Origin of the sequence: Victivallis sp. Marseille-Q1083 (assembly GCF_903645315.1) — a bacterium.
GTDB lineage: Bacteria > Verrucomicrobiota > Lentisphaeria > Victivallales > Victivallaceae > UMGS1518.
Window position 1 is genome coordinate 1,230,001 of record NZ_CAHJXL010000001.1, and the last position, 20,754, is coordinate 1,250,754.

Sequence of the window (20,754 nt, forward strand, 5' to 3'; positions counted from 1 at the left end):
CAGTCCGCAACGCCGCCGCCGCCTCATCGACCAGGTCGATCGCCTTGTCCGGCAGGAAACGGTCGGCGATGTATTTATCCGATAATACCGCAGCGGCAACCAATGCACTGTCGCGAATCTGCACGCCGTGATGCACTTCATAACGCTCTTTCAGACCGCGCAGAATGGAAATGGTGTCCTCCACCGACGGCGGTTCGACCAGCACGGCCTGAAACCGGCGTTCCAGCGCCGCATCCTTTTCGATGTATTTCCGGTATTCATCCAGCGTCGTCGCGCCGATGCAATGCAATTCGCCGCGCGCCAGCATCGGCTTCAACAGGTTGCCGGCATCCATCGAGCCCTCCGACGCGCCGGCGCCGACCACGGTATGCAATTCGTCGATGAACAAAATCACGCTGCCTTCCGCCGCAACGACCTCTTTCAACACCGCTTTCAGCCGCTCTTCAAATTCGCCGCGGTACTTCGCTCCGGCGATCAACGCTCCCATATCCAACGCGATCAGCCGACGGTTGCGCAAGCTTTCCGGCACATCGCCGCGGATGATCCGGCGCGCCAACCCTTCGACGATCGCCGTCTTGCCGACGCCGGGTTCACCGATCAATACCGGGTTGTTCTTCGTCCGGCGGGAGAGGATCTGCACCACCCGGCGGATTTCCTCGTCACGACCGATTACCGGATCGAGCTTATCCTGTGCCGCCAGCAAAGTCATATCCCGGCCGTATTTTTCCAGCGCTTCAAACGTCGCTTCCGGATCAGCGCTGGTCACCCGCTGGTTGCCGCGGATGGTCTGCAGCATCTGCAGCACGTTTTCGACGGTGATCTTCTGATCTTTCAAAATTTCGGCCGCCTTGCCGCCCCCATCCAGCAACGCCAGGAAGAGATGTTCGACACTGATGTATTCATCGTGCATCTCCTCCGCCTTTTTCGCCGCCACAATCAGCAACTGACTGAATTCACGGGAATTGTAGATTTCACCATTACCGGAAACTTTCGGCAAACTCTCCACCGCCTGATCAATTTTCGCCGTCAGGGCGCTCCGGTTGACATTCAGCCGGTCCAGCAACGAACCGACCAGGCCGTCCGGCTGTTTGACCAAGGCGGACAAGACGTGCAGATTATTCAATTCCGGGTTGCCGTTTTCAATCGCCTGATTGTGCGCGGCCATCAACGCCTCCCGGGAACGCGTCGTAAATTTTTCCATATTCATAGTTTATCAGCTCCTTTCAAGCCAGCCTCTTCTTTTTTCCCATTCCAAATCCTGATTGCCGTCCGGCGATTCGGCAGCCGCCGGACGGCAATCAAAACTTGAAACGGGCTTCCACCATATCGGCGGAAGCCCAATGCCATCCGGGAAATTGCCTCATCATTCCACTTTGATCCGATGAATCTTGGCGGACTCCGATTTCGGCAGATGAATTTCCAACACGCCCTCGTCAATTTTGGCGGTAATGCCGGACACGTCGATCTCATCGGAAATCTGGAACCTGCGTTTGAAACGCAGTCCGCGCCCTTCACGGGTCAGGATGCTGTCCGCCGTCGCCGTCAACATATGATCCTTGACGTCGAGCGCGACACTCTCCTTGACGACGCCCGGCACATCCATCAGCACCTTGACGCCGCCGCCCTGTTCGATGATATCGACCAACGGCGTCGTTTCAGCATATTCCTGCGGCATCGCCGTCACTTCCACGTCCTTCTCCACTGCCACATCCTTCTCTTCGGCCGGTTTCTGTTTTTCCGTCATCATAACACCTCCATATTCCGTCAATGCTTTATTGATTGATCTTGATCGTCATCGGTTTTTCTTCTTCCTGGCGCGGCAGGGTCACCGTCAAAATGCCGTCGGCATATTTGGCGCTCACTTCCGCCGCCTTGACCCGGCTCGGCAACTTCACCGTCTCTTCGAAACGGCCGCAGGCGCGTTCACGATGCAGATATCTTTCGTTGTCGGAAAGCTCTTCGCACTGCCGCTCCGCCTTGACCGTCAGAAAATCACCGACTACCGACACGTCGATTTCAGCCGCCTTGTAGCCGGGCAATACAAATTTCGCCACCGTGGAATCTTCATTCTCGTCCAGCGTAATCCGCGGATAGCTGACCAGACGGCGATTGACGCTGTCGCCCAGTTCGTCCAGCAGCCCCCAGAACCCTTTCTGCAATTCGTTCACGGTTCTCCACGGCGTCAGGACACCCCAGTTGTCATTCAATTTAGCCAACATAAAACACCTCCAATTTGTTTACCGTCATAAACGGATGATTGATGATTGCTTCCGCTGAGAAATTCAGCAGAACCTGTGCCAATTTTTCAAAACAATGAAAAATCGAGACAATCCGACCGGGTTCGCCGGAAAATTCACCATTTATAAAGGATACCTTCGCAATTCTCTTCTGATCTACAATCTAAAACACTTTTTCTCCATTGTCAAATGGAATTGCCGAAAAATCAGACAGTGACATTTTGTCACTATTAAAAGCACTTCAATACAGTGACATTTTGTCTCTTTCAGTTTCAGAACTTGCCGCTTCAGCCGCGGCGTGATATAGTATCGCCGAACTCATTGCGGAGAGAATTCGAACTATGACAATCGCAGTATTAAAAGAGCTGCTGCGGAGTTGGCGCTCCATCAAAACCAACAAATGTACGGTATTGACGGTGTTTCTCGTCGTCTTTCTGCTGGGAGAAGCGCTGCCGCTGTCGACCGCGTTCAAGGGAACGATGGAGATGCTGTTCTTCATCGGCATGCTGCTGGCTCCCTACTTCGTCAGCCACAGCCGGAAAATTTTCATCGCCACCGTCATTGCCGGCATCCTGCTGCTGGTCCCCAAGCTGCTGGTATCATTTCATCTCGTTTCGTTCAATTCCGCCGAACAGCATCATTACGCTTTTTTCTGCCTGGGGGTTCTGACGCTGTTCGAACTGCTGCTGACGGCGTTTCTGATGGTTTCCTCGCTGCGGCATCGCGAACAACTGGTCTTGATTCCGAGCTGCCTGCTGGCCTTCCTGCTGGTGGCGGTGATGTTCGGTGATGTCTACTTCCTGCTGAACGCCCTGTTGCCGGGCGCCTTTCTGTTCAACGGCCAGCCGTTTCCGCCGACGGCGAACGATTTGTTCTATTTCAGCATGATCACGCTGACCACCTGCGGTTTCGGCGACATCACGCCGCTGCATCCGCTGGTGCGTTCCCTGGCCGGCCTGGAAGCGGTTTGCGGCGTCATGTTCGTCGCGCTGTTCATCGGCCGGTTGATCGGCGGAAAAACCGGGCGCTGGTGACCTTTTCTCCGGGAATCCGGCTTCCGGCGATTGCATTTCAAATGATTTCGGATAAATTTATTCTGTCTTTTCGGATTCCGGCAGCGGAATGCCGCCAAAAGCAGTTGCATGATTGCAGAAATCTAACCTACGAGGATGCCAGAAAAAGCATGGAAACGATACGATCCATTTCAGTCCGGCTCGGCAATTGTCTGCTCCTGAGTCTGTACTTCTGTTTCGGGGCGATTGCCGAAGAAGCAACCCCGCCTTCCCGGCCGGCGGCGGCGCCGATCACCAGTGAAGAACTGATGCAGAAGATGGATGCGGCAATCTTCCACGATCCGTCGCAGCCGATCCGGTCCGCCGATCTGTTGATCGCCGGCGATTATCTGATTTTTATCAAATACCAGGATGGCAAATCCCGGATGAATATCGCCGACGAGGCGATTGTCATCCATGACGGCAAGCAGTGCACCGTCAACGGCCAGCCGTCCGCCAACAATCAAACCCTGCTGGACCAGTTGATCTTCCGCTTCCGGCCTTTGCCGGAATTGCTGTCCGGCCTGACCGTGACGGTGAAACCGGAATTGCTGGAGCGCGACGGCCGGAAATTCTATGAACTGAGCGCCGCCTTCCCGACCGGCGACGATCTCGTCGTCACCTTCGAAGTGGATACCGCCACCTACCTGCCGGATCAAGTCATCATTGCCACGCCGAATTACAGCAGCACGGTGACGTTGAACGACTATCGCTGGGCCGGTCGGGGCGAGGTGAAATTGCCGGGACGGACGGCGACGCCCGATTCCACGTCGCTGTTGCTGCAGGCCACTTTCGACGAACCGTTGCCGGAGTGGTATTTCCAAAACGATGCCGTTCCGCCGAAAGCGGCAACCAGCCTGGCCATGCTGGAAGCATTGATGGAGCGGCACCTGCCGGGCCGGAAACTACCGGACGGTTATCTGGACCTGATTCCTTATTATCCGGAAGTCAATCCGGGACTGCGCATCGTCAACGAAGGCGGAAATTTGACGATGTACAGCATTCAGAATGACAATTTGACGCCGTTCACCGGTCAACAGGATTTTCTGCCGCACGTCATCCTGGGAATGGCGGCGCCAAGCGAACTGTATCCGGAACTCCAACTCGATCCGGAACCGGTCCTGATCAACGATGTTTACTGTTACAAACTGTCGATTTCCGAAGCGGAAGACCATGCCATCTATCTGGCCTGCGACAACGCGCTGCCGCTGCGGGAACACTCCAGCATGATCCGGAACAACGTTTTCTATCACCGGCAGGCCGGCCTCACGCTGCCGGCCTTCACCGTCATCACCGACGAGATCACCCTTTATCCGTTCCGCAATGTCTGGCAGCCGGCACGGCCGGCCATTACGATGCCGGCCGCGCCCTGACCGGCGACCGGAAATTACAGGCGCAATTCGTCCCACAAAGCCTGCAGCTTCTGGACGGACACTTTTTCCAGCGTCCGCACCTCCGGCGCGAACTGCGCCAAACGGAGTTCCTGCAGCGCCAGAAAAAAACAGACCAACTGCGGCGAGCGCTCCGGATGTTCGACTCCGAGCGCCGCCAGATGAAAACGTTCGATCAACGGCTCCAGCGGCTCCAGTTTCGCGTCGTCCTTGTGCGGCGCACTGTTGATCCGTCCGGCCCGCAGCCAGGCGCCGCGCAAATAACGCGGATAGCGCTCCAGCGCAACTTCACAGCGCAGAAAGCCCGGACGAAACAGGAATTTCAACTGGCGGAGCAGATCCCGGCAAACGCCCGGCGTGGTACGTTCCATCTTCCTGATCAGCGCCATCAGCGGCGCATATTGCTCGTGCAGCGCCACCAGCATTTCCTGATGTTTCATCGCCGCGGCCCCAAGCCGTTCCCGGGCCAGTTCCCGGCGCGTCCGGTACGCCTCGCCGGAACGGATCGACCAGAGGTCACGGCCGCCGAAAGCGGTGGAAATCGACCAGTCCAGCAAATCGTCCAGATAGTTTTTCCCGGGATCCGCTGCAAAAAAATCCAACCGCAAGGCCGGCGGCAATTTAAAATCACGCCTGATAAATTTGATCAGATTGGCCTGCTGCAATTTGAACAACCGGACAATTCCCGCCCGGTGCATTTCCTGCGCCTCGGCCAGATCCAGAAACAATTGCCGGCCGACCGCCGTTTCCTCGTCAACCACCGCCGGATAAGCCAGCCGTTCGGCATCCGGCGGCAGGGACACGCTCTCCGGCATCGCGGCGCCCGGCCAATCGTCACAACCGGACAACACCCACATACCGACGCCGGCGACCGCCGCACTCAAACGCGAACCGCACCGGGCCGCCGCCGGCACTTCATCGTGTATCGCCACCACCCGGCCTTCCCGATTCAGCTCCGCCACCCGCAACGTCAAATACTGCGGCAGTCGTTCCGGCGAAAACTCCCGTTCCAGCACCGGACGGCCGACCCGCGCTTCAAGAAATTCGCTCAGGGTGGTCAACAAACCGGCGCCCGGACGCAATTTTCCCTGCCGCCAGACGGCGATGTATTCCCGGGCGCACCCGGCCAACGGCATACAGCGCTGCCGCAGCTCCTTGGGCAGCGATTTGAGCAGCAACTCCACTTTTTCCGGCAGATAGCCCGGCACGCCGTACTCCAGTGCGGCGGCATCGAGCAAATTCAATTCCGCCGTCGGCACCAGCAGTAAAACACCGTCCTCCTTCTCGCCGGGTTCAAACGCATAACGCAGCCGGAAGCGGTGCCCGGCAAAGGTCATTTCATCCGGATACTCTTCCGGCAGAACCGGACGCAACTGCACCTGCATCGCCGCCGCGTCCGGCATAACCAAACGCCGCGCCAGTTCCGGGTCGGCATCCAGCGCCTCCTCCAACGCTTTGATCGAACAGATTTCCGGTCCCAACAGTCCGGCCAAATGCTCGTACATCGCTTCGGTATCCAAAATCGTCCCCGGCCGCCGCACTTTGATTTCCAGCGCATTCAGGCGCTCCAGCAAACGGCGGTGCCGCTTGAGCACCCGATGATCAGAGTGATAATCGCCGGTCAGCAAGCCTTCCCGGAGGAACACTTCCCGCGCTTCGGCCGGCCGTAATTTGCCGTAATGCACCCGGCGCCCATTGTGGACCAGCAAACCGCCGAACGTCACCTGCTCTCTGGCATAGACAAAACCGCTGGCCGGATCGAACTGCACGTTGCTATAAACCGGCGTACACAAGTGCGGCGCCGCCTGTTCGATGAATTCCGGTTTGATCACCGCGTTCTGCCGGGCATAAATCCGGGTGGTTTCCACCAGCGCGAAGGTGACGATCCAGGCCGGCACCGGCTTCTGTTTGAACAACGCCGAACCGGGAAACAGGTAGAATTTCCGGCCGCCGGTCCCGCGGTAATAAAGGTATTCGCGATCGAAACAGCCGACATTGCGCGGAATGCCGGCCAGGATGGACAGATGGATCAAATCCGCCGAAATCCGCTCGAAAACCACTTTCTCGGCCGCCGCTTTCCAGCGGCACTCCCGGACCGCGTCGGTCAGGTCGCCAACCAGGTTGAACCATTCCCGGATCCGGTTGTAATTGAGAAAATTGCGCCGGCACAGCCGGCGCAATCCACCATATGACAGGCCGCCGCGCAACTCCTGCTGCAGAAAATTCCACAATTTCAAAATGCCCAGAAAATCGGACCGCTCGTCCCGCCACTGCCGATGGGCCTGATCGGCCGCCTGCTGCTGGTCGGCCGGCCGTTCGCGCGGATCGAGAATACTCAGAAAAGCGACGATGACGATCATTTCCGGCAACACCTTGCGTTTCTCCGCTTCCAGAATCATTCTGGCCAACTGCGGATCGATCGGCAAACCGGCAATCGTCCAGCCGTTTCTGGTAATCCGGCCATGGTCGTCGATCGCGCCGATATCCTCCAGCGTCCGCACCCCGTCCCGGATCAGATTGGCCGGCGGCGGGTCGAGAAACGGAAACTTCTCAATCCGCGGCAACCCCAGCAGCGCCATCTGCAGAATGACGCCGGCCAGCGAAGTCCGGCGGATTTCCGGATCGGTATACGGCACACTGCGCTGCAGCACCTCTTCCGAATACAGATAGACGCAAATCCCTTCGCCGACCCGGCCGCAGCGGCCGCGGCGCTGCCGGGCGCTGGCCTGCGAAATCTGCTCAATCTGCAGCTCTTGGATCTGGGTGCGCGGATTGTAGCGGCTGATGCGCGCCAGGCCGGAGTCGACGACATAATGAATGCGCGGAATGGTCACGGAAGTTTCCGCCACGTTCGTCGCCAGAATGATCCGGCGCTGCCGGCCGGGCGAAAAAATCTTCTGCTGGTCGCCCATGCTCAACCGGGCGTACAGCGGCAGCACTTCAGTATTCGGATAACGCCGGCCACTCAACACATCGACGGCATCGCGAATCTCCCGTTCACCCGGCAGAAAAACCAGAATATCGCCGCTGCGGTCGAGCTCGCTGACAAACTCCACCGCCCGGGCGACCTGTCCGGACAACTCCTCATCCTCCTCCGGCGGCAGAAAACAATCCTCGACCGGATAAGTGCGCCCTTCGACGGTCACCACCGGCGCCCGGTTGAAAAAATCTGAAAAATGACCGGCGTCCAGCGTCGCCGAGGAGATCACCACCTTCAAGTCCCGGCGGCGGCGCAGCAGATCCTTCAAATAACCCAGAATAAAATCGATGTTCAAGCTGCGTTCATGCACTTCATCGATGATCAAAGTATCGTATTGCAGCAAATCCGGGTCGTGACGCGTTTCGGCCAGCAGAATGCCGTCGGTCATGAACTTGATCACCGTCGCTTCGCCGGTACGGTCGTCGAAACGCACCTGGGAACCGACTTCCCGCCCCAGTTCCACCTGCAGTTCGGCAGCCACCCGCCGCGCCATCGCCGTCGCGGCCAGCCGGCGCGGCTGCGTGCAGCCGATCCGTCCGGCCCGGCCACGCCCCAATTCCAGCGCGATTTTGGGCAACTGCGTCGTTTTACCGGAACCGGTACTGCCGCAGACAATCACCACCGGCGAACATTCCAGCGCCTCCTTGATTTCGGCGACCTTGGCCGTCAGCGGCAATTCCGGCGGATACGCCACCGGCAACCGGTCGGCATACTGCCCGAGATTACGTTCGACCGCCTGCTGCAGCCGCCGGACGATCGCCTCACGAAGCGACGGTGCCGCCTCGCCGCGCCGCAACTGCGCCCGGTACTGCTTCAAATCCCGTTCCAGCCGACGCCGGTCAACCAAACGAATCCGGTCGAACTGACCGGAGATTTCCCGCTCAAATAAAAAATGTTCCGTCCTGTCGTCGTCCATACCGGCTCCAACCATCGTTTCTTCAATCGAGCCATTACTATAAATGGTAAAACCGTCTTGTGCAATACCGCCGGCCTCCATCATACACAAAGGGTGCCGCGAAAACATCCTTCCGCGGCACCCTTAACTTCCAGGAAAATCAATTCCGCTTATTTGGCAGCCTTCTCATTCTTCTGGAGCACTCCGGCCTCCAACAGCTTGTCGATCAGCTGCTGCATGGAGTTGAAAGCATTCAAAAAGCCCTGCGGCGGCATGATGATGCGCTCGTTGATTTCGGCAGTCGGCTGTTCATTCTCCTTCGGCTGCAGCGTCACGAAATCGAAACGAACCATGCCGCCCGCGAAATGAATCTGTCCAATGCCGTCTGCGTAAATTTCTTTCTTGCTCATCAATTTCTTCTCACTTTCTTTACTGATTAACCATCCGTATCATTTCATACGAACCCAAAAACATCCACCAAGGGAAAGCCCTCCCGAACCAAGCGATGCGTTATATTATATATAACACCATGCTTTCAACTTGCAACAGCAAAACGGAAAACTTTTCGCAAATATTTCTTTCATGCCGGACCGGACTTGCCTTCCCTCATTTCAGCTTCGCCCCGCTGGCCGGATCGATCAGATAAAACTCCTCATAATGCAGCGCCGGATCAGCCCGGAAACTCAACGTGTTCTCATAACGCTCCTCCAGTTCGTGAAGCAGCGAAGCATCCTCATTTTTCAACCGGTCCAGCACCTCCGGATGCATCAGCACCCGCACCGCCATCCCCTTGTGCCGGCCGTTCTTCATCAGCGCATTCAACTGCCGCTGAATTTCAACGCTCATCGACATCGCCGACTTGACCCGGCCGGAACCGTGGCAATACGGGCACGGGTCGTACACGGTATCCTTGACGCTCTCATGTTCGCGCTGCCGGGTCATCTCCATCAAACCGAGTTTGCTCAGCGGCAGCACTTTCGTCTTGGCCCGGTCATCCTTGACCAGTTTTTTCATATATTTGAACAACTCTTCCCGGTCTTTCATCGACCGCATGTCGATGAAGTCCAGCACCACCAGTCCGCCGATGTTGCGCAGCCGCAACTGCCGGGCAATCTCCTCAGCCGCTTCCAGATTGGTCTGCAGAATGATTTCCGGCTGGTCGCCGTTGCGCTTGCCGCGGCCGGTGTTGACGTCGATGGCGATCAGCGCCTCAGTCTCGTCAATGCAGATATAACCGCCGCTCGGCAACTGCACTTCCCGGCGAAAGACGTCGGCCAACTGGGTTTTGACCCTGTAATGGTCGAAAATCGGCTCCGCCCGGTCGTAACGGCTCACCTTAGCCGCCATCCGCCCGCCGCCGAATTTCTTCAGCGCGTTGTAAATATCGCGATAGGCATCGGGATCGTCGACGATGATCTGGGCGATGTCCTCGGTCATGAAATCCCGCACCGTCCGTTCGATCAGATTCGGTTCGGCGTACACCAGCGTCGGCGCCCGGCGTTTGTTGACCGCCTCTTCCGCCCGGCGCCAATAGTCCAGCAGCAAATCCAGATCGCGCTTGAAAAAAATGCTCTTGCGCCCTTCACCAACCGTCCGGCAGATCAGGCCGATCCCTTCCGGCACCTCCAGCGAGGCGAGAATCTTCCGCAGCCGGGACCGCTCCTGTTCATTGTCGATTTTGGTCGACAAACCGATGTGGTCGGAATACGGCAGCAGCACCAGATAGCGGCCGGCAATCGAGATATTGGTCGTCACCCGGGCGCCCTTGGTCCCGATCGGTCCCTTGACGACCTGCACCAGCAGCTCCGTCCCGTTCGGAAACAATTCCGGAATGTCCTGCACGGTCATCTTGTGCTGGCGGCGTTTCTCCCTGGCGCGAATCTGGGAAGCGCGCGCCGAATCATTCTCGCCGCCGCGCCGGGAAGCGTTGTTCCGGCCGGTCTTTTTGACCACCTCTTCATGGCCGACTTTGGCGGATTTCTCCAACAGTTCGTCCCCGCCCGGCAGCATGTCCCAATAGTGCAGAAACGCATTCTTGCCGGCGCCGATATCGACGAACGCCGCCTGCAAAGTCGGTTCCAGATTGATAATCCGGCCGAGATAAATCGAACCGACCCGCGGATCGTCCTCCTCGCGTTCCAACTGGTATTCTTCCAGCCGGCCATTGCTCAACTGCGCAAACCGGCGTTCCAGTTTCTCGCAATTGAGAATAATCGTCTTCTTCGTGGGTGTCACCATGATTCATTCACTCTATAATAAATTGTTAACAGCAAAGCACCCACCGGCAGTCCCCATGCCGCCGGCCTCCAGTGCTTTATTTTTCTATTCCACCATCACTTCGGCCCGATCCAGCCGGCAGCCGTTCAAAAACGCGGTCGCCGGCATCGCCTTGCGGCCGGTCGGCACGATTTCGAGCAGCTCCAAAGCGCCTTCTCCGCAGGCGACAATCCAGCCGCGTTTGGGATCCGCCAGCAGAATTTCGCCCGGCCGGCCGCCGTCGAGCGACAGGACATTCGCCCGCCGCACCGTAATCGTCAGCGGTCCCTCCTCCAGCAGCAGATTGAAATGAGCGCCCGGCCACGGATGATACGCCCGCAGCAGCGCTTCGATGTCGGCGGCGGAACGGCGCCAATCGATCAGGCCGTCGGATTTTTTGATTTTTTTGGTCTTGCTGGCCGCCGCCTCTTCCTGCGCCCGCGGCGGATAAGTGCCGTCGACAATGCCGCACAAGGTCGTTTCCAATTCGCCGGCCGCCAGCAGCCCCAGTTGGAATTCCAGCGCATCGGCCGACTCATTGCCCCGCAATTCCAACGGCAGAATCCGAAAGACGTCGCCGGTATCCAGGCCGCGGTTCATCCGCATGTAAGCAATTCCGGTCATGGCATCGCGATTGGCAATCGCCGCCGCGATCGGCGACGCGCCGCGGTATTTCGGCAGCAGCGAAGCATGCACGTTGACGCAGCCATATTCCGGCAGGTTCAAAAGCTCGTCGCGCAAAATCTGGCCGAACGAGACGACCAGCACGATGTCCGGCGCCAGTCCGCGCAGCCGGGCGATAAATTCCGGCGCATTGACATTCTCGATCCGTTCCGCCCCCACCTGGGCCAGGTCCGCCGCCTTGCCGACCGGCGTGGAGATCAGTTGGCGCCGCCGTCCCGCCTGCCGGTCCGGCTGCGTGGCGACGCCGAGCAAATCCAGCGACGGCGCCGCGATCAGCGCGTAAAGGATCGGCACGGCGATCTCACCGGAACCGAGAAAGAACACCCTCAATTTATCGCTCATTTTTATCAGAAAAATCTCTTTACTTATTAGAAAATCGAACTAGAATATATCGCGTGAACGATTATTTTTCCAACCCGGTTCATTTTTAATCAACAAGAAGCGACCAAAATGACCAAAACAGCCATCGCCATCGGCGGCAATACCGGAAATGTCGCCGCCACGTTCGCCGCCGCCATGCGGCTTTTGACCGAAGCCGGTTTGCGGCAACTGCGCCATTCCAACTGGCTGCGAACCGCGCCGGTCGATTGCGCGCCGGGAACCGCCGATTTTCTGAACGGCGCGCTGACCGGCGACTGGCCGGGCGACGCCCGAACGCTGCTGCGCTGCTGCCAAGCGATCGAAGAACGCTGCGGCCGGCCGGCCGAACACGGCGTCAATCAGCCGCGCACGCTCGATCTGGACTTGATTCTGTTCGGTGAGGAGTGCTGTCACAGCGACGAACTGACGCTGCCCCACCCCCGGGCCCGTCAACGCCGTTTCGTGCTGGCGCCGCTGGCGGAAATCGCCGCCGACTGGCGCTTCCCGGACAGTGGCGAAAGCGTCGCCGCCTGCCTGGCCAGGCTGCCGGCGGAATCGGCATGATCCCGCAACCGTTCAGCGCTCCCATTTCCGGAAAATCGGATCGTCCGGCCGGAAAAAGAGCCGCCAGACGCCTCGCGGCCGCCAACGGCCGCCATGCCGGCGGGCGACCGGAATTTCCCGCCAGAACAACAGAGCATCCTCGCCGAATTTCCGGCAGACCAGCGGCCGGAAACTGCACTTGAGCCAGCCGAACGGCGCCGCCGTTCCCCACCACCGCCGCTTCCAGCCGGCCAGCGTCAGCCGGCACCGCCGCCGGCAGCGATTCCAATGAAACTGGCGCATCCCGGCCGGACCGTTCCGCATCCGCCGCTGGCGACGACCGCGCTGAAAGGCCTCAACACGGCCGAAATAGTTTTCCGCCGCCACCGGTTCCGCATCGACGCAATCGTTGTTGTCCCCCTGGGTCACCGCGCCATCCGGCCGCCAGCCGACGATCCGGTGGACAATCTGCTTGCCGGCCGTATTCCGGAAACAAATCACATCGCCGCACCGCAGTCGCTCGAACGGCACCGTAGCCAGAACAAGCACATCACCCGGCCGGAAAACCCGGCGCATGCTGTTCCCGCAATAGTGATAGCCTCCGGCCGGCCGGCCGGCCTTCACCGGAAATCCGTTCATCGCAGTTTCCAGCGCCGGATGTTTTCACGGGCATAAAACCCCGGACAGAGTTTGACGAACCAGAGGAAGAAACAGTACCACCACGGATACAACAAGCTGCGGCGGCCGCGCGTCCAGGCCCGCCAGACCCGTTCGGCAAATTCCGCCGCACTGGCCGCCGCATTGCCGGGCGTCTCCGGCACCGGCCGGCAACTGTGCGAACGCGAGGAAAATCCGGTGCTGATCCGGCCGGGGTAAACGGTCATGACCCGCAACCCATGCACCGACTCCTCCACCGCCAGCGTCCGGGAAAAAGCGGTCAGCGCAAACTTGGCGGCGCTGTACGCTCCCATGCAGGGCACCCAGGCCAATCCGGCCACCGAGGCGATGTTGATGACGCCGCCCCCCCTGGCCCGCAACGCCGGCAGCAGCGCTTTGGTCAGAGCGACCGGCGCGAAAAAGTCCACCTCCATCAGCCGCCGCAAGGCCGCCGAATCCAACTCGTCCCAGGTGGCGTAAGCGCCGATACCGGCATTGTTGATCAAAAGATCGACGGTGAAATTCCGCCGCTGCAACTCCGCCGCCAACGCCGCCGCGCCATCGGGGTCGCTCAAGTCGGCCGGCAGAAAACAATCCAGCGCGTCCGGATCCGCCGGCTCCCGCCGCGCCGCGCCGATGACCCGCCAGCCATCGCGGCGGAACCGGGCCGCCAGCGCCGCTCCCAGGCCGCTGGTGGCTCCGGTGATCAAAACAGTTTTTCCTTCCGGCATTTCGACAATTCCTCAAATATTCAACGTGATAATTTCGTTGACATAACAATAAACCAGCACGCCGGCCGTCAGCAAAAGCAGAAACACCGCCACCGCCAGGCAGGAGGCCAACAAATTGCGGCCGATGAACAAAAAGGTTTTCTGCAGCGGATTGGCGTTGGCCGCTTTCGGCGCGAAACCGCCCATGAAAGCGGTAATGTCCTCCCGCAGTTCATCGACGCTCTGGTAACGATTTTCCTGATAACGCTCCATCGCTTTCAGGCAGATCGCTTCCAGCGCCGCCGGGATCGGCCGCACCGGGTTTTCCAGTTCGCTCGGCGTCTTGATATTGCCGCGGATGGTCGCCTTGAGCACCTCCTGCACCTCCTGCCCGGCCAACGGCGTTTCAAACGTCAGCATCGCATAGAGGATGCAACCCAACGCATAGATATCGGTGCGCTGGTCCTTCTGGCGATTGCGGCCGGCCGCCTGCTCCGGCGCCATATAACCGGGCGTTCCCCGGGCCACGCCGTCCCGGGTCTGGCCGGCGCTGAGTTTGCCAGAGCGGCACGCCGGCGCCGCGCTGTCCAATTCCGGCGCCTCGATCGGCTTGGCCAAGCCCCAATCCAGCACCTGCACTTCGCCGAATTCGCCGACATGGATATTTTCCGGCTTCAAATCCAGATGGATAATCTGCTGGGAGTGGGCAAAACCGATCGCATTGCAGATCCGCAAATAAATCCGGAGCAATTTGGAAATATCATATTCCGCCAGCGTCTCCTCGTCGCGCTGCCGCAATTTGCGCAGAATCGTCGCCATCGTCCGGCCCTGCAGGTATTTCATCGTAAAATAAGGCGCGCCGCCGGTATCGACGCCGAAATCGTGCACCGGGACGATATTCGGGTGTTCCAGCCGGGCGGTGATCTTCGCTTCCTGGACGAAACGCAAAATGTCCTGCACCTTGCGCTCCCGGTAATCCGGCATGATCGCCAGCGCCACTTCGCGCAACGTATCGCTATCGTAGACAAGCAGCACCGATTTCATGCCGCCGAAGCCGATCGTCCGCAGGAACTTATAGCGATCGCGCGGTTTCACCGGCAAATCCCGCAGCACGTCCCGCACCGACAATGCCGCCGAATCGGCCGGCGGCGCCAGCTCCTCCAGCGTCACCGTGCGGGTCGACTGCACCGGCTCCATGATCTGTGTTTTTGACGCATCGTCCTGCATCGCTCAATCCTGCCTTCTATCCGTTTCCCTCCGGCCCGAAAGCATCCCGGAGACGAACTGTCACCGGCGGCAACCCGTTTCCTCTTTCGCGACCGCAACCGGTGACCGGCGTTTGCCGTTATTTGGCGGCGGCTTTTTTTCTGGCGCCTTTCAAGGTCAACACCGGCGATTTTTCGCCGCGCACGACCGCGCCGTCGATGGCGCAGCTTTCAACATCCTGCCGCGACGGCACCTCATACATGATTTCCAGCATCAACTCTTCCAGCAGCGAACGCAATCCGCGTGCGCCGGTGCCGCGCTGCACCGCCTTTTCCGCCAACTCGTCAATCGCGTCGCCGGTGAAGGTCAGCTTGACATTCTCCATCGCCATCAGTTTCTGGTACTGTTTGATCAACGCATTGCGCGGTTCGGTCAAAATCCGCTTCAAATCATCCTTTTTCAACGGCGACAGATAGCTGATCACCGGCAACCGGCCGATGAATTCCGGAATCAGGCCGAAACGGATCAGGTCCTCCGGTTCGTAAAAAGCCAACGGGTTGTCGGCGGCATCTTCCGCCGGCCCGATGCCGGAACCGCTTTCCGGGTCCACCAGCCGCTTGAAGCCGAGCACCTGCTTGCCGATCCGGCGCTGGATAATTTTGTCCAATCCGATAAAAGCGCCGCCGCAAATGAAAAGAATGTTGGATGTATCGACCTGCAGATACTCCTGCTGCGGATGTTTGCGGCCGCCCTTCGGCGGCACGTTGGCCACCGTCCCTTCGATGATTTTCAACAGCGCCTGCTGCACGCCTTCGCCGGACACGTCGCGGGTGATGGAAACATTTTCCGTCTTGCGGGCAATCTTGTCGATCTCGTCGACATAGATGATGCCGATCTGGGCGCGTTCAATGTCGTAATCGGCCGCCTGCACCAGCCGCAGGATGATATTTTCGACATCCTCGCCGACATAACCGGCCTCGGTCAGCGTCGTCGCGTCGCAGATGCAGAACGGCACATCCAGCAGACGCGCCAGCGTCTGGGCCAGCAGCGTCTTGCCGGAGCCGGTCGGGCCCAACAGCAAAACATTGCTCTTGTCCAGCATCACCTCACCGTCCTCCGCCTCGACGGCTTCCCGCTCCAGCAGCCGGCTCTGCAGCCGTTTGTAATGGTTGTGCACCGCGACCGCCAGCACCTTTTTGGCATGCTCCTGGCCGATGACGAATTTATCCAGCTCCTGCTTGATCGCCGCCGGATTCGGGACGATCAACTGGCGCACGGTATCTTCGATGACCGTATTGTTCTTTTTGTCGCGCCGGCTGCGGTTCTTGCCGTAAATCATATCCACACACGCATCGACACAATGCTGACAGATCAACGAACCGTCCTGGCCGGCCACCACCTGCCCGGCGCCGGGCTCCTGAACCGGCCGGCCGCAGAAGGAACAGACCGGGCCTTGCTTATTATTGGCCATAAATCAACAATTCCAATTTATTTGACATTATTCTTCACGACACCATCGACGATGCCGTATTTCACCGCCTCTTCGGCCGACATGAAGAAATCCCGTTCGGTGTCTTTCTCCACTTTCTTCAACGGCTGCTTCGTATGGCCGGCGATGATCGCATTGAGCATCTGCCGCAGCCGCAGGATCTCTTTGGCCTGGATATCGATATCCGCCGCCGTTCCCTGGGCGCCGCCCCACGGCTGATGAATCATGATCCGGGAATTGGGCAAGGCATACCGTTTGCCGGCGGCGCCGGCGCACAACAGCACCGCGCCCATGCTGGCGCACTGGCCGAGGCAATAAGTTTTGACATCGCAGGAAAGAATTTGCATCGTGTCGTAAATTGCCAGCCCGGCCGTCACCGAGCCGCCGGGACTGTTGATATACAGATCGATGTCTTTTTTCGGATCTTCCGCCTGCAGGAACAGCAATTGGGCGATGATCAGGTTGGCGACATCGTCGTCGACCGGCGTCCCCAGCAGAATAATGCGGTCCTTCAACAACCGCGAATAGATATCGTAACCGCGTTCGCCCTGCCCGGTCTGTTCGACCACCATCGGCACCAACATGGAATTCTTGCTCATTGTCAGCCTCTAAAATTATATTTCAATTTGACCAATCCTCCGCCGGAATGCGCTCCAGTGGCCGCCCGACGTCACGTTTTCTCCTCGAAAAAGCCGTCTTGCACGGCATAACGGCCCGTCACTAAACATATAGCAACGGGCCGTCGAGATCAAGCGTCGAACCGGTTTTTTCCGGCGATTTCAAAAGCACGCCCCATCCCGGCGAAATGCCGCGGGCCGATACCGCTTTTGACACCTGAGGTAATCCGCCGCTTCAGTTGGCGGAAACATCCGCCTTGGCGGCGAGGAACTCCCACACTTTACCGTTCAGGATATCGAGTTGCAGCTCATCCATACCGCCGGATTTTTCCAGCATTTTCCGGAAATCCTTTTCCTTGTATCCGTAATAACGGCTCATATTGCGAATCTGCATGTCGACATCATTGCGGGTGACGACAATCTTCTCCGCCTGGGCAATTTTGCGGAAGATAAAGGTACGGCGCAATTTTTCCGCCGCCTGTTTCTCGGCCTCCTGCTTGTGCTGGTCCAGCTCGGCCTTGAACTGTTCGCCGTCCGCTTCGGTTTTCACCTTTTCCTGCGCCATCGACCGCAGAATCTTTTCACTTTCATTCTGCAGGACGCCGGCCGGGATGGTGAACTCCGGCACCTGCGCATTCAATACTTCGTAAACTTTCTCCAGCACTTTGCCGTGCCGGGTGTTCTGCGCTTCATTTTCCATCGATTTCTTCAACGATTCACGCAGTTCCTCGATCGAATCGACTTTGACCTTCTCGCACAATTCGGCGTCCGACAACGGCTGACGGCGCTGGATGCCGTTGACTTTCACCGTATACTGCACCGTCCTGCCGGCCAGCTCGGAATCGCGCCAATCGGCCGGATAGGTGGAGGCAAAGGTATATTCTTTGCCGACTTCCGCCCCGGTCAGCGCAGCGATGGCGCCCGGCAGAAATTCCGGCTCATTGAGCCACAGCCAGTTCTCGTCGGATTTGACCTGGCGCTGCAGCGCCGGCGATGCCCCTTCCGGCAACTCGAAATCGCTGGTATAGCTGACTTTCAGCATATCCTCGGCCTGGGCCGGACCTTCGATCTCGGCATAATTGCCGTACATCTTGCGATAATAATCCAGCCGTTCCTCGACGGCGGCCTCTTCCACCTTTTCCTCCGGCACCACCACCCGCAGCCCGACGTATTCGCCGGTCGAAACCTCCGGCGCCAGGTCCGCCTGCAGCGTGAACTTGAATTCGGCATCCAGTTTGAGCTCTTCCGGCGTATCCGCCATCGAACAGGCGACGATTTCCAAAGATTTGTCGGCGGATAATTTGTCGAATGCGGCACTGACCAGCCGGCGTCCCAGCTCTTCCTTGACTTCCGACGCATAACGCTGCATGATCATCGACGCCGGCGCTTTGCCTTTGCGAAAGCCGGGCAGCGACACCATGCCGGCAATCTGCCGGGCCGTCTTGGCTGCTTCCGCCTTGATCGCCTCGGCAGCGATGGTGAATTCAAATTTCTTCTGGCACGGCGCGACGTCAGCCGCCACCATCGTCAGGATATCGGAAGTGCTGTTAGCCATCTTTGTAAGAAATCCTTTCAAAATCAAAATGTTCTCAATAAATTTCAAAAAGTCTAAATAGCTAATTTACAATGAATTTTCCGATTTTCAAACTGCTTTTACGCTCCCAGCCAAACTTTTCGCTAAAAACCGATTAAAATCCCGACGCCGGACAGCCGCAACGGAACCGCTTTCCGTTCGATTGGCACGAAATAAAAAGGAACCCGTTCCGGGGCAGGAACGGATTCCTTTCGCAAAAGAGAGAAACCAGGAAATACACCTGTTGAAAGAGACCGGCAACGGTAAAATTTTGTTCCGGGCAATGCCGGCAAATTCATGAAGAAAATATTTTTTCCGCAATCCGGCATCCCGCGGGCCGGAAATAAAAGATCCCCGTTCCCCTGGGAAGGGAAACGGGGTCACGGGAAAAAGGGAAACGAAAAAGAACACATCTGTGAAGATAGACTGTTGAAAATCGTTTTTGTTCCATGTCAATGGGCAAAAAAAATCTTTTTCCTGCCGAAATAACGCCATGAGCAAGCTTTTTGCCTCGACAGCTCACGCCGCAAGCGCCCGCACGGGCCGGGCACGGGCCAACCGGCGAAATCCGCCGGCCGCGCATTTCAAGGCTGGCCTGACAACGACCCCCAAAAACCTGCGTTCAGTACGGAATAAGGCGATTTCACCCTTTGCCGCGCCAAAAAGCCGGCGGAAACGCGCTTTCTCCCGGTTGAAAGTCGACGGCAGTCCATTTATATTTTATACGGATGCACCCCGGACAACCCGGGACGGCATCTTCGGCAATTGGAAAGGCAATCTTGGGATGAAATTATGAAAACTGGCGGACGGATGGCTCTTTACCGGCAATGGGCACTGCTGCTGCTGGCCGGGGTCCTGATCGGCTGGTGGCTGTTGCCGTCCGGTCAAATGGACCGGGAACAGCTCTATGAACTATGGTGCCAGGACAACCTGCGGGAAATCGGCCGCCGACTGACTAATTATGCCGCCGACCATCAAGGTCAATATCCGGCGGACCTGGAATCCCTTGCCCTGCCAACCGACCTCTCTCACTGTCCCGCCAGCCGCGATCACGCCACGGCTGCGAGTTACCGTTACCGGCCGCCGCGGCCGGTAACGGCGGCGATGACGGCGGCCGCCGCTCTTCCGGTCGTCATCGAAACGCCCGGCCGCCATGAAGGCGTCGTCCACATTCTTTTCCTGGACGGCCATGTCGAATCGCGGCCGGCCGCCGAACCGGCGCTGCTGCCGGAACAATTGGGCCTTCAATACGATTATAAACCGGAATTGCGACAAATGCGGTTCAGCCAGTTGCTACAATCCCCGGCTTGTCCTCAACAATCATGCAAAGGAAAGGCAAAATGACGGAAACAAAAGCTCCCGAACGGTCGACAAAAAAGAAATGGTGGCTTTTAGGCATAGGCTGCGGCTGCAGTTTGCTGTTGCTTCTGCTGGTCTCCCTCTTCTGCGTCCTGCTGCCCGCTTTGACCAAAGCCAGGAATGCGGCGGAAAAAATCAGGTGTAAAAATCGACTCATCCAATTAAATAACAGCCTGGCGGAATATGCCGCCGCCAATGACGGTTATCTGCCGGACCGGGCCGGCCAAGCCGGCCTGCGGCAATTGCCCCCGAATGACCAATTGCCGGGCAACCGGCTGGAATGTAAAATTCACGGCTACCGCGGCTATTTCCGGTATCCCGGTCCCCTGGATGATTACAATGCCCCACAGTGGCTCCAGTGCCCGTTGCTGATCGAACTGCCGAACGGCACCCAAACGCTGAATGTTATTTTGCTGAACGGCAACGTCCGGCAAATTCCGGTATCTGAAATCGATAATTTTCTGGAAGCGGTCAACTATCTCAATTCGGAATTCCATTACGAAGCAAACGTGCTCGAACACCTTCAAGCGGAAGCCGGACAATTGGATGCCGCAATGGCCGGGACCGATAACGGGAAAAAGATCGAATCAGGAAAAGGTGAAATATGACGGAGGAAGGGACGCCTGAACCGGCAGGAAAAGGAAGATTGTGGTTTCGCCGTTCAAAACATAACCGATCATCCTGACGTTATCTTCGGAAATAATTGCCCGGTTTCCAGTCGGCCGAAATATTAAAATCAACACAG

Annotated in this window: 20 protein-coding genes (1 of these 20 only partly in view); 6 read left to right on the top strand and 14 right to left on the bottom strand. The window is 58.1% G+C overall.

Annotation, left to right across the window (positions count from 1 at the left end):
• From clpB to HWX74_RS04830, 3 genes are all read right to left on the bottom strand, one after another.
• Positions 1-1,207 carry the 5' end (the start) of an ATP-dependent chaperone ClpB gene (gene clpB / locus HWX74_RS04820; protein WP_176012467.1) on the bottom strand. It extends 1,367 nt beyond the left edge of the window, so only the first 1,207 of its 2,574 coding nucleotides appear in the window; it begins with the start codon at positions 1,205-1,207; the stop codon falls past the left edge of the window.
• A gap of 156 nt (positions 1,208-1,363) precedes the next feature.
• Positions 1,364-1,747 (bottom strand): Hsp20/alpha crystallin family protein, encoded by a 384-nt coding sequence (locus tag HWX74_RS04825; protein ID WP_176012468.1) that lies wholly within the window; start codon positions 1,745-1,747, stop codon positions 1,364-1,366.
• A 25-nt stretch (positions 1,748-1,772) separates the two neighbouring features.
• On the bottom strand, positions 1,773-2,219 hold the full coding sequence (locus HWX74_RS04830) for an Hsp20/alpha crystallin family protein (RefSeq protein ID WP_176012469.1): 447 nt from the start codon (positions 2,217-2,219) through the stop codon (positions 1,773-1,775).
• A 359-nt stretch (positions 2,220-2,578) separates the two neighbouring features.
• Here HWX74_RS04830 and HWX74_RS04835 point away from each other — a divergent pair, with 359 nt between their 5' ends.
• Together HWX74_RS04835 and HWX74_RS04840 are read left to right on the top strand one after the other, a co-directional pair.
• Positions 2,579-3,271 carry a potassium channel family protein gene (locus HWX74_RS04835; RefSeq protein ID WP_176012470.1) on the top strand — a complete coding sequence of 231 codons (693 nt, stop codon included), beginning with the start codon at positions 2,579-2,581 and terminating at the stop codon, positions 3,269-3,271.
• Between the two features lie 149 nt (positions 3,272-3,420).
• Entirely contained in the window at positions 3,421-4,662 is a 1,242-nt protein-coding gene (locus HWX74_RS04840; protein ID WP_176012471.1) for a hypothetical protein, read from the top strand.
• Between the two features lie 14 nt (positions 4,663-4,676).
• Here the strand turns inward: HWX74_RS04840 and hrpA are convergent, their stop codons facing one another.
• The 4 genes from hrpA to fmt all read right to left on the bottom strand — a co-directional run bounded on the left by hrpA (position 4,677) and on the right by fmt (position 11,837).
• On the bottom strand, positions 4,677-8,591 hold the full coding sequence (gene hrpA, locus HWX74_RS04845) for an ATP-dependent RNA helicase HrpA (protein WP_176012472.1): 3,915 nt from the start codon (positions 8,589-8,591) through the stop codon (positions 4,677-4,679).
• Positions 8,592-8,725: 134 nt separating this feature from the next.
• Complete coding sequence (locus tag HWX74_RS04850) at positions 8,726-8,965, bottom strand: hypothetical protein (RefSeq protein WP_176012473.1); 240 nt, start codon at positions 8,963-8,965, stop codon at positions 8,726-8,728.
• Positions 8,966-9,161: 196 nt separating this feature from the next.
• Entirely contained in the window at positions 9,162-10,793 is a 1,632-nt protein-coding gene (locus HWX74_RS04855; RefSeq protein ID WP_176012474.1) for an Rne/Rng family ribonuclease, read from the bottom strand.
• A gap of 84 nt (positions 10,794-10,877) precedes the next feature.
• The gene (fmt, locus tag HWX74_RS04860) at positions 10,878-11,837 is read right to left on the bottom strand and encodes a methionyl-tRNA formyltransferase (RefSeq protein WP_176012475.1); all 960 of its coding nucleotides are present in this window, start codon (positions 11,835-11,837) and stop codon (positions 10,878-10,880) included.
• A 108-nt stretch (positions 11,838-11,945) separates the two neighbouring features.
• On the opposite strand from fmt, the gene folK reads away from it, so the two are divergent.
• Entirely contained in the window at positions 11,946-12,419 is a 474-nt protein-coding gene (gene folK, locus HWX74_RS04865; RefSeq protein ID WP_176012476.1) for a 2-amino-4-hydroxy-6-hydroxymethyldihydropteridine diphosphokinase, read from the top strand.
• 12 nt (positions 12,420-12,431) lie between these two features.
• Here the strand turns inward: folK and HWX74_RS04870 are convergent, their stop codons facing one another.
• The 7 genes from HWX74_RS04870 to HWX74_RS04900 form a co-directional block, all read right to left on the bottom strand.
• Entirely contained in the window at positions 12,432-13,037 is a 606-nt protein-coding gene (locus tag HWX74_RS04870; protein WP_176012477.1) for a signal peptidase I, read from the bottom strand.
• On the bottom strand, positions 13,034-13,786 hold the full coding sequence (locus HWX74_RS04875) for an SDR family oxidoreductase (protein ID WP_176012478.1): 753 nt from the start codon (positions 13,784-13,786) through the stop codon (positions 13,034-13,036). The genes HWX74_RS04870 and HWX74_RS04875 overlap by 4 nt, the downstream gene beginning before the upstream one ends.
• A gap of 12 nt (positions 13,787-13,798) precedes the next feature.
• Positions 13,799-14,992, bottom strand: coding sequence for a serine/threonine-protein kinase (locus HWX74_RS04880; RefSeq protein ID WP_176012479.1), 1,194 nt, complete (start codon positions 14,990-14,992; stop codon positions 13,799-13,801).
• 118 nt (positions 14,993-15,110) lie between these two features.
• On the bottom strand, positions 15,111-16,442 hold the full coding sequence (gene clpX, locus HWX74_RS04885) for an ATP-dependent Clp protease ATP-binding subunit ClpX (RefSeq protein WP_176012480.1): 1,332 nt from the start codon (positions 16,440-16,442) through the stop codon (positions 15,111-15,113).
• Positions 16,443-16,459: 17 nt separating this feature from the next.
• Positions 16,460-17,044, bottom strand: coding sequence for an ATP-dependent Clp endopeptidase proteolytic subunit ClpP (gene clpP / locus HWX74_RS04890; protein WP_176014535.1), 585 nt, complete (start codon positions 17,042-17,044; stop codon positions 16,460-16,462).
• A gap of 268 nt (positions 17,045-17,312) precedes the next feature.
• Positions 17,313-18,632, bottom strand: a complete 1,320-nt coding sequence (gene tig / locus HWX74_RS04895) for a trigger factor (RefSeq protein WP_176012481.1) — start codon at positions 18,630-18,632, stop codon at positions 17,313-17,315.
• A gap of 87 nt (positions 18,633-18,719) precedes the next feature.
• Entirely contained in the window at positions 18,720-19,145 is a 426-nt protein-coding gene (locus tag HWX74_RS04900; protein WP_176012482.1) for a hypothetical protein, read from the bottom strand.
• Between HWX74_RS04900 and HWX74_RS04905 the strand changes: the two genes are divergently transcribed.
• Genes HWX74_RS04905 through HWX74_RS04915 form a run of 3 tightly spaced genes read left to right on the top strand, consistent with a single transcriptional unit; the run spans position 19,144 to position 20,617 of the window.
• Entirely contained in the window at positions 19,144-19,446 is a 303-nt protein-coding gene (locus HWX74_RS04905; RefSeq protein ID WP_176012483.1) for a hypothetical protein, read from the top strand. The two genes, HWX74_RS04900 and HWX74_RS04905, sit on opposite strands and share 2 nt — an antisense overlap.
• The gene (locus HWX74_RS04910; RefSeq protein WP_176012484.1) at positions 19,443-19,994 is read left to right on the top strand and encodes an H-X9-DG-CTERM domain-containing protein; all 552 of its coding nucleotides are present in this window, start codon (positions 19,443-19,445) and stop codon (positions 19,992-19,994) included. Before HWX74_RS04905 ends, HWX74_RS04910 begins: the two co-directional genes overlap by 4 nt.
• Entirely contained in the window at positions 19,991-20,617 is a 627-nt protein-coding gene (locus HWX74_RS04915; RefSeq protein ID WP_176012485.1) for a hypothetical protein, read from the top strand. Before HWX74_RS04910 ends, HWX74_RS04915 begins: the two co-directional genes overlap by 4 nt.
• Positions 20,618-20,754: the final 137 nt, after the last annotated feature.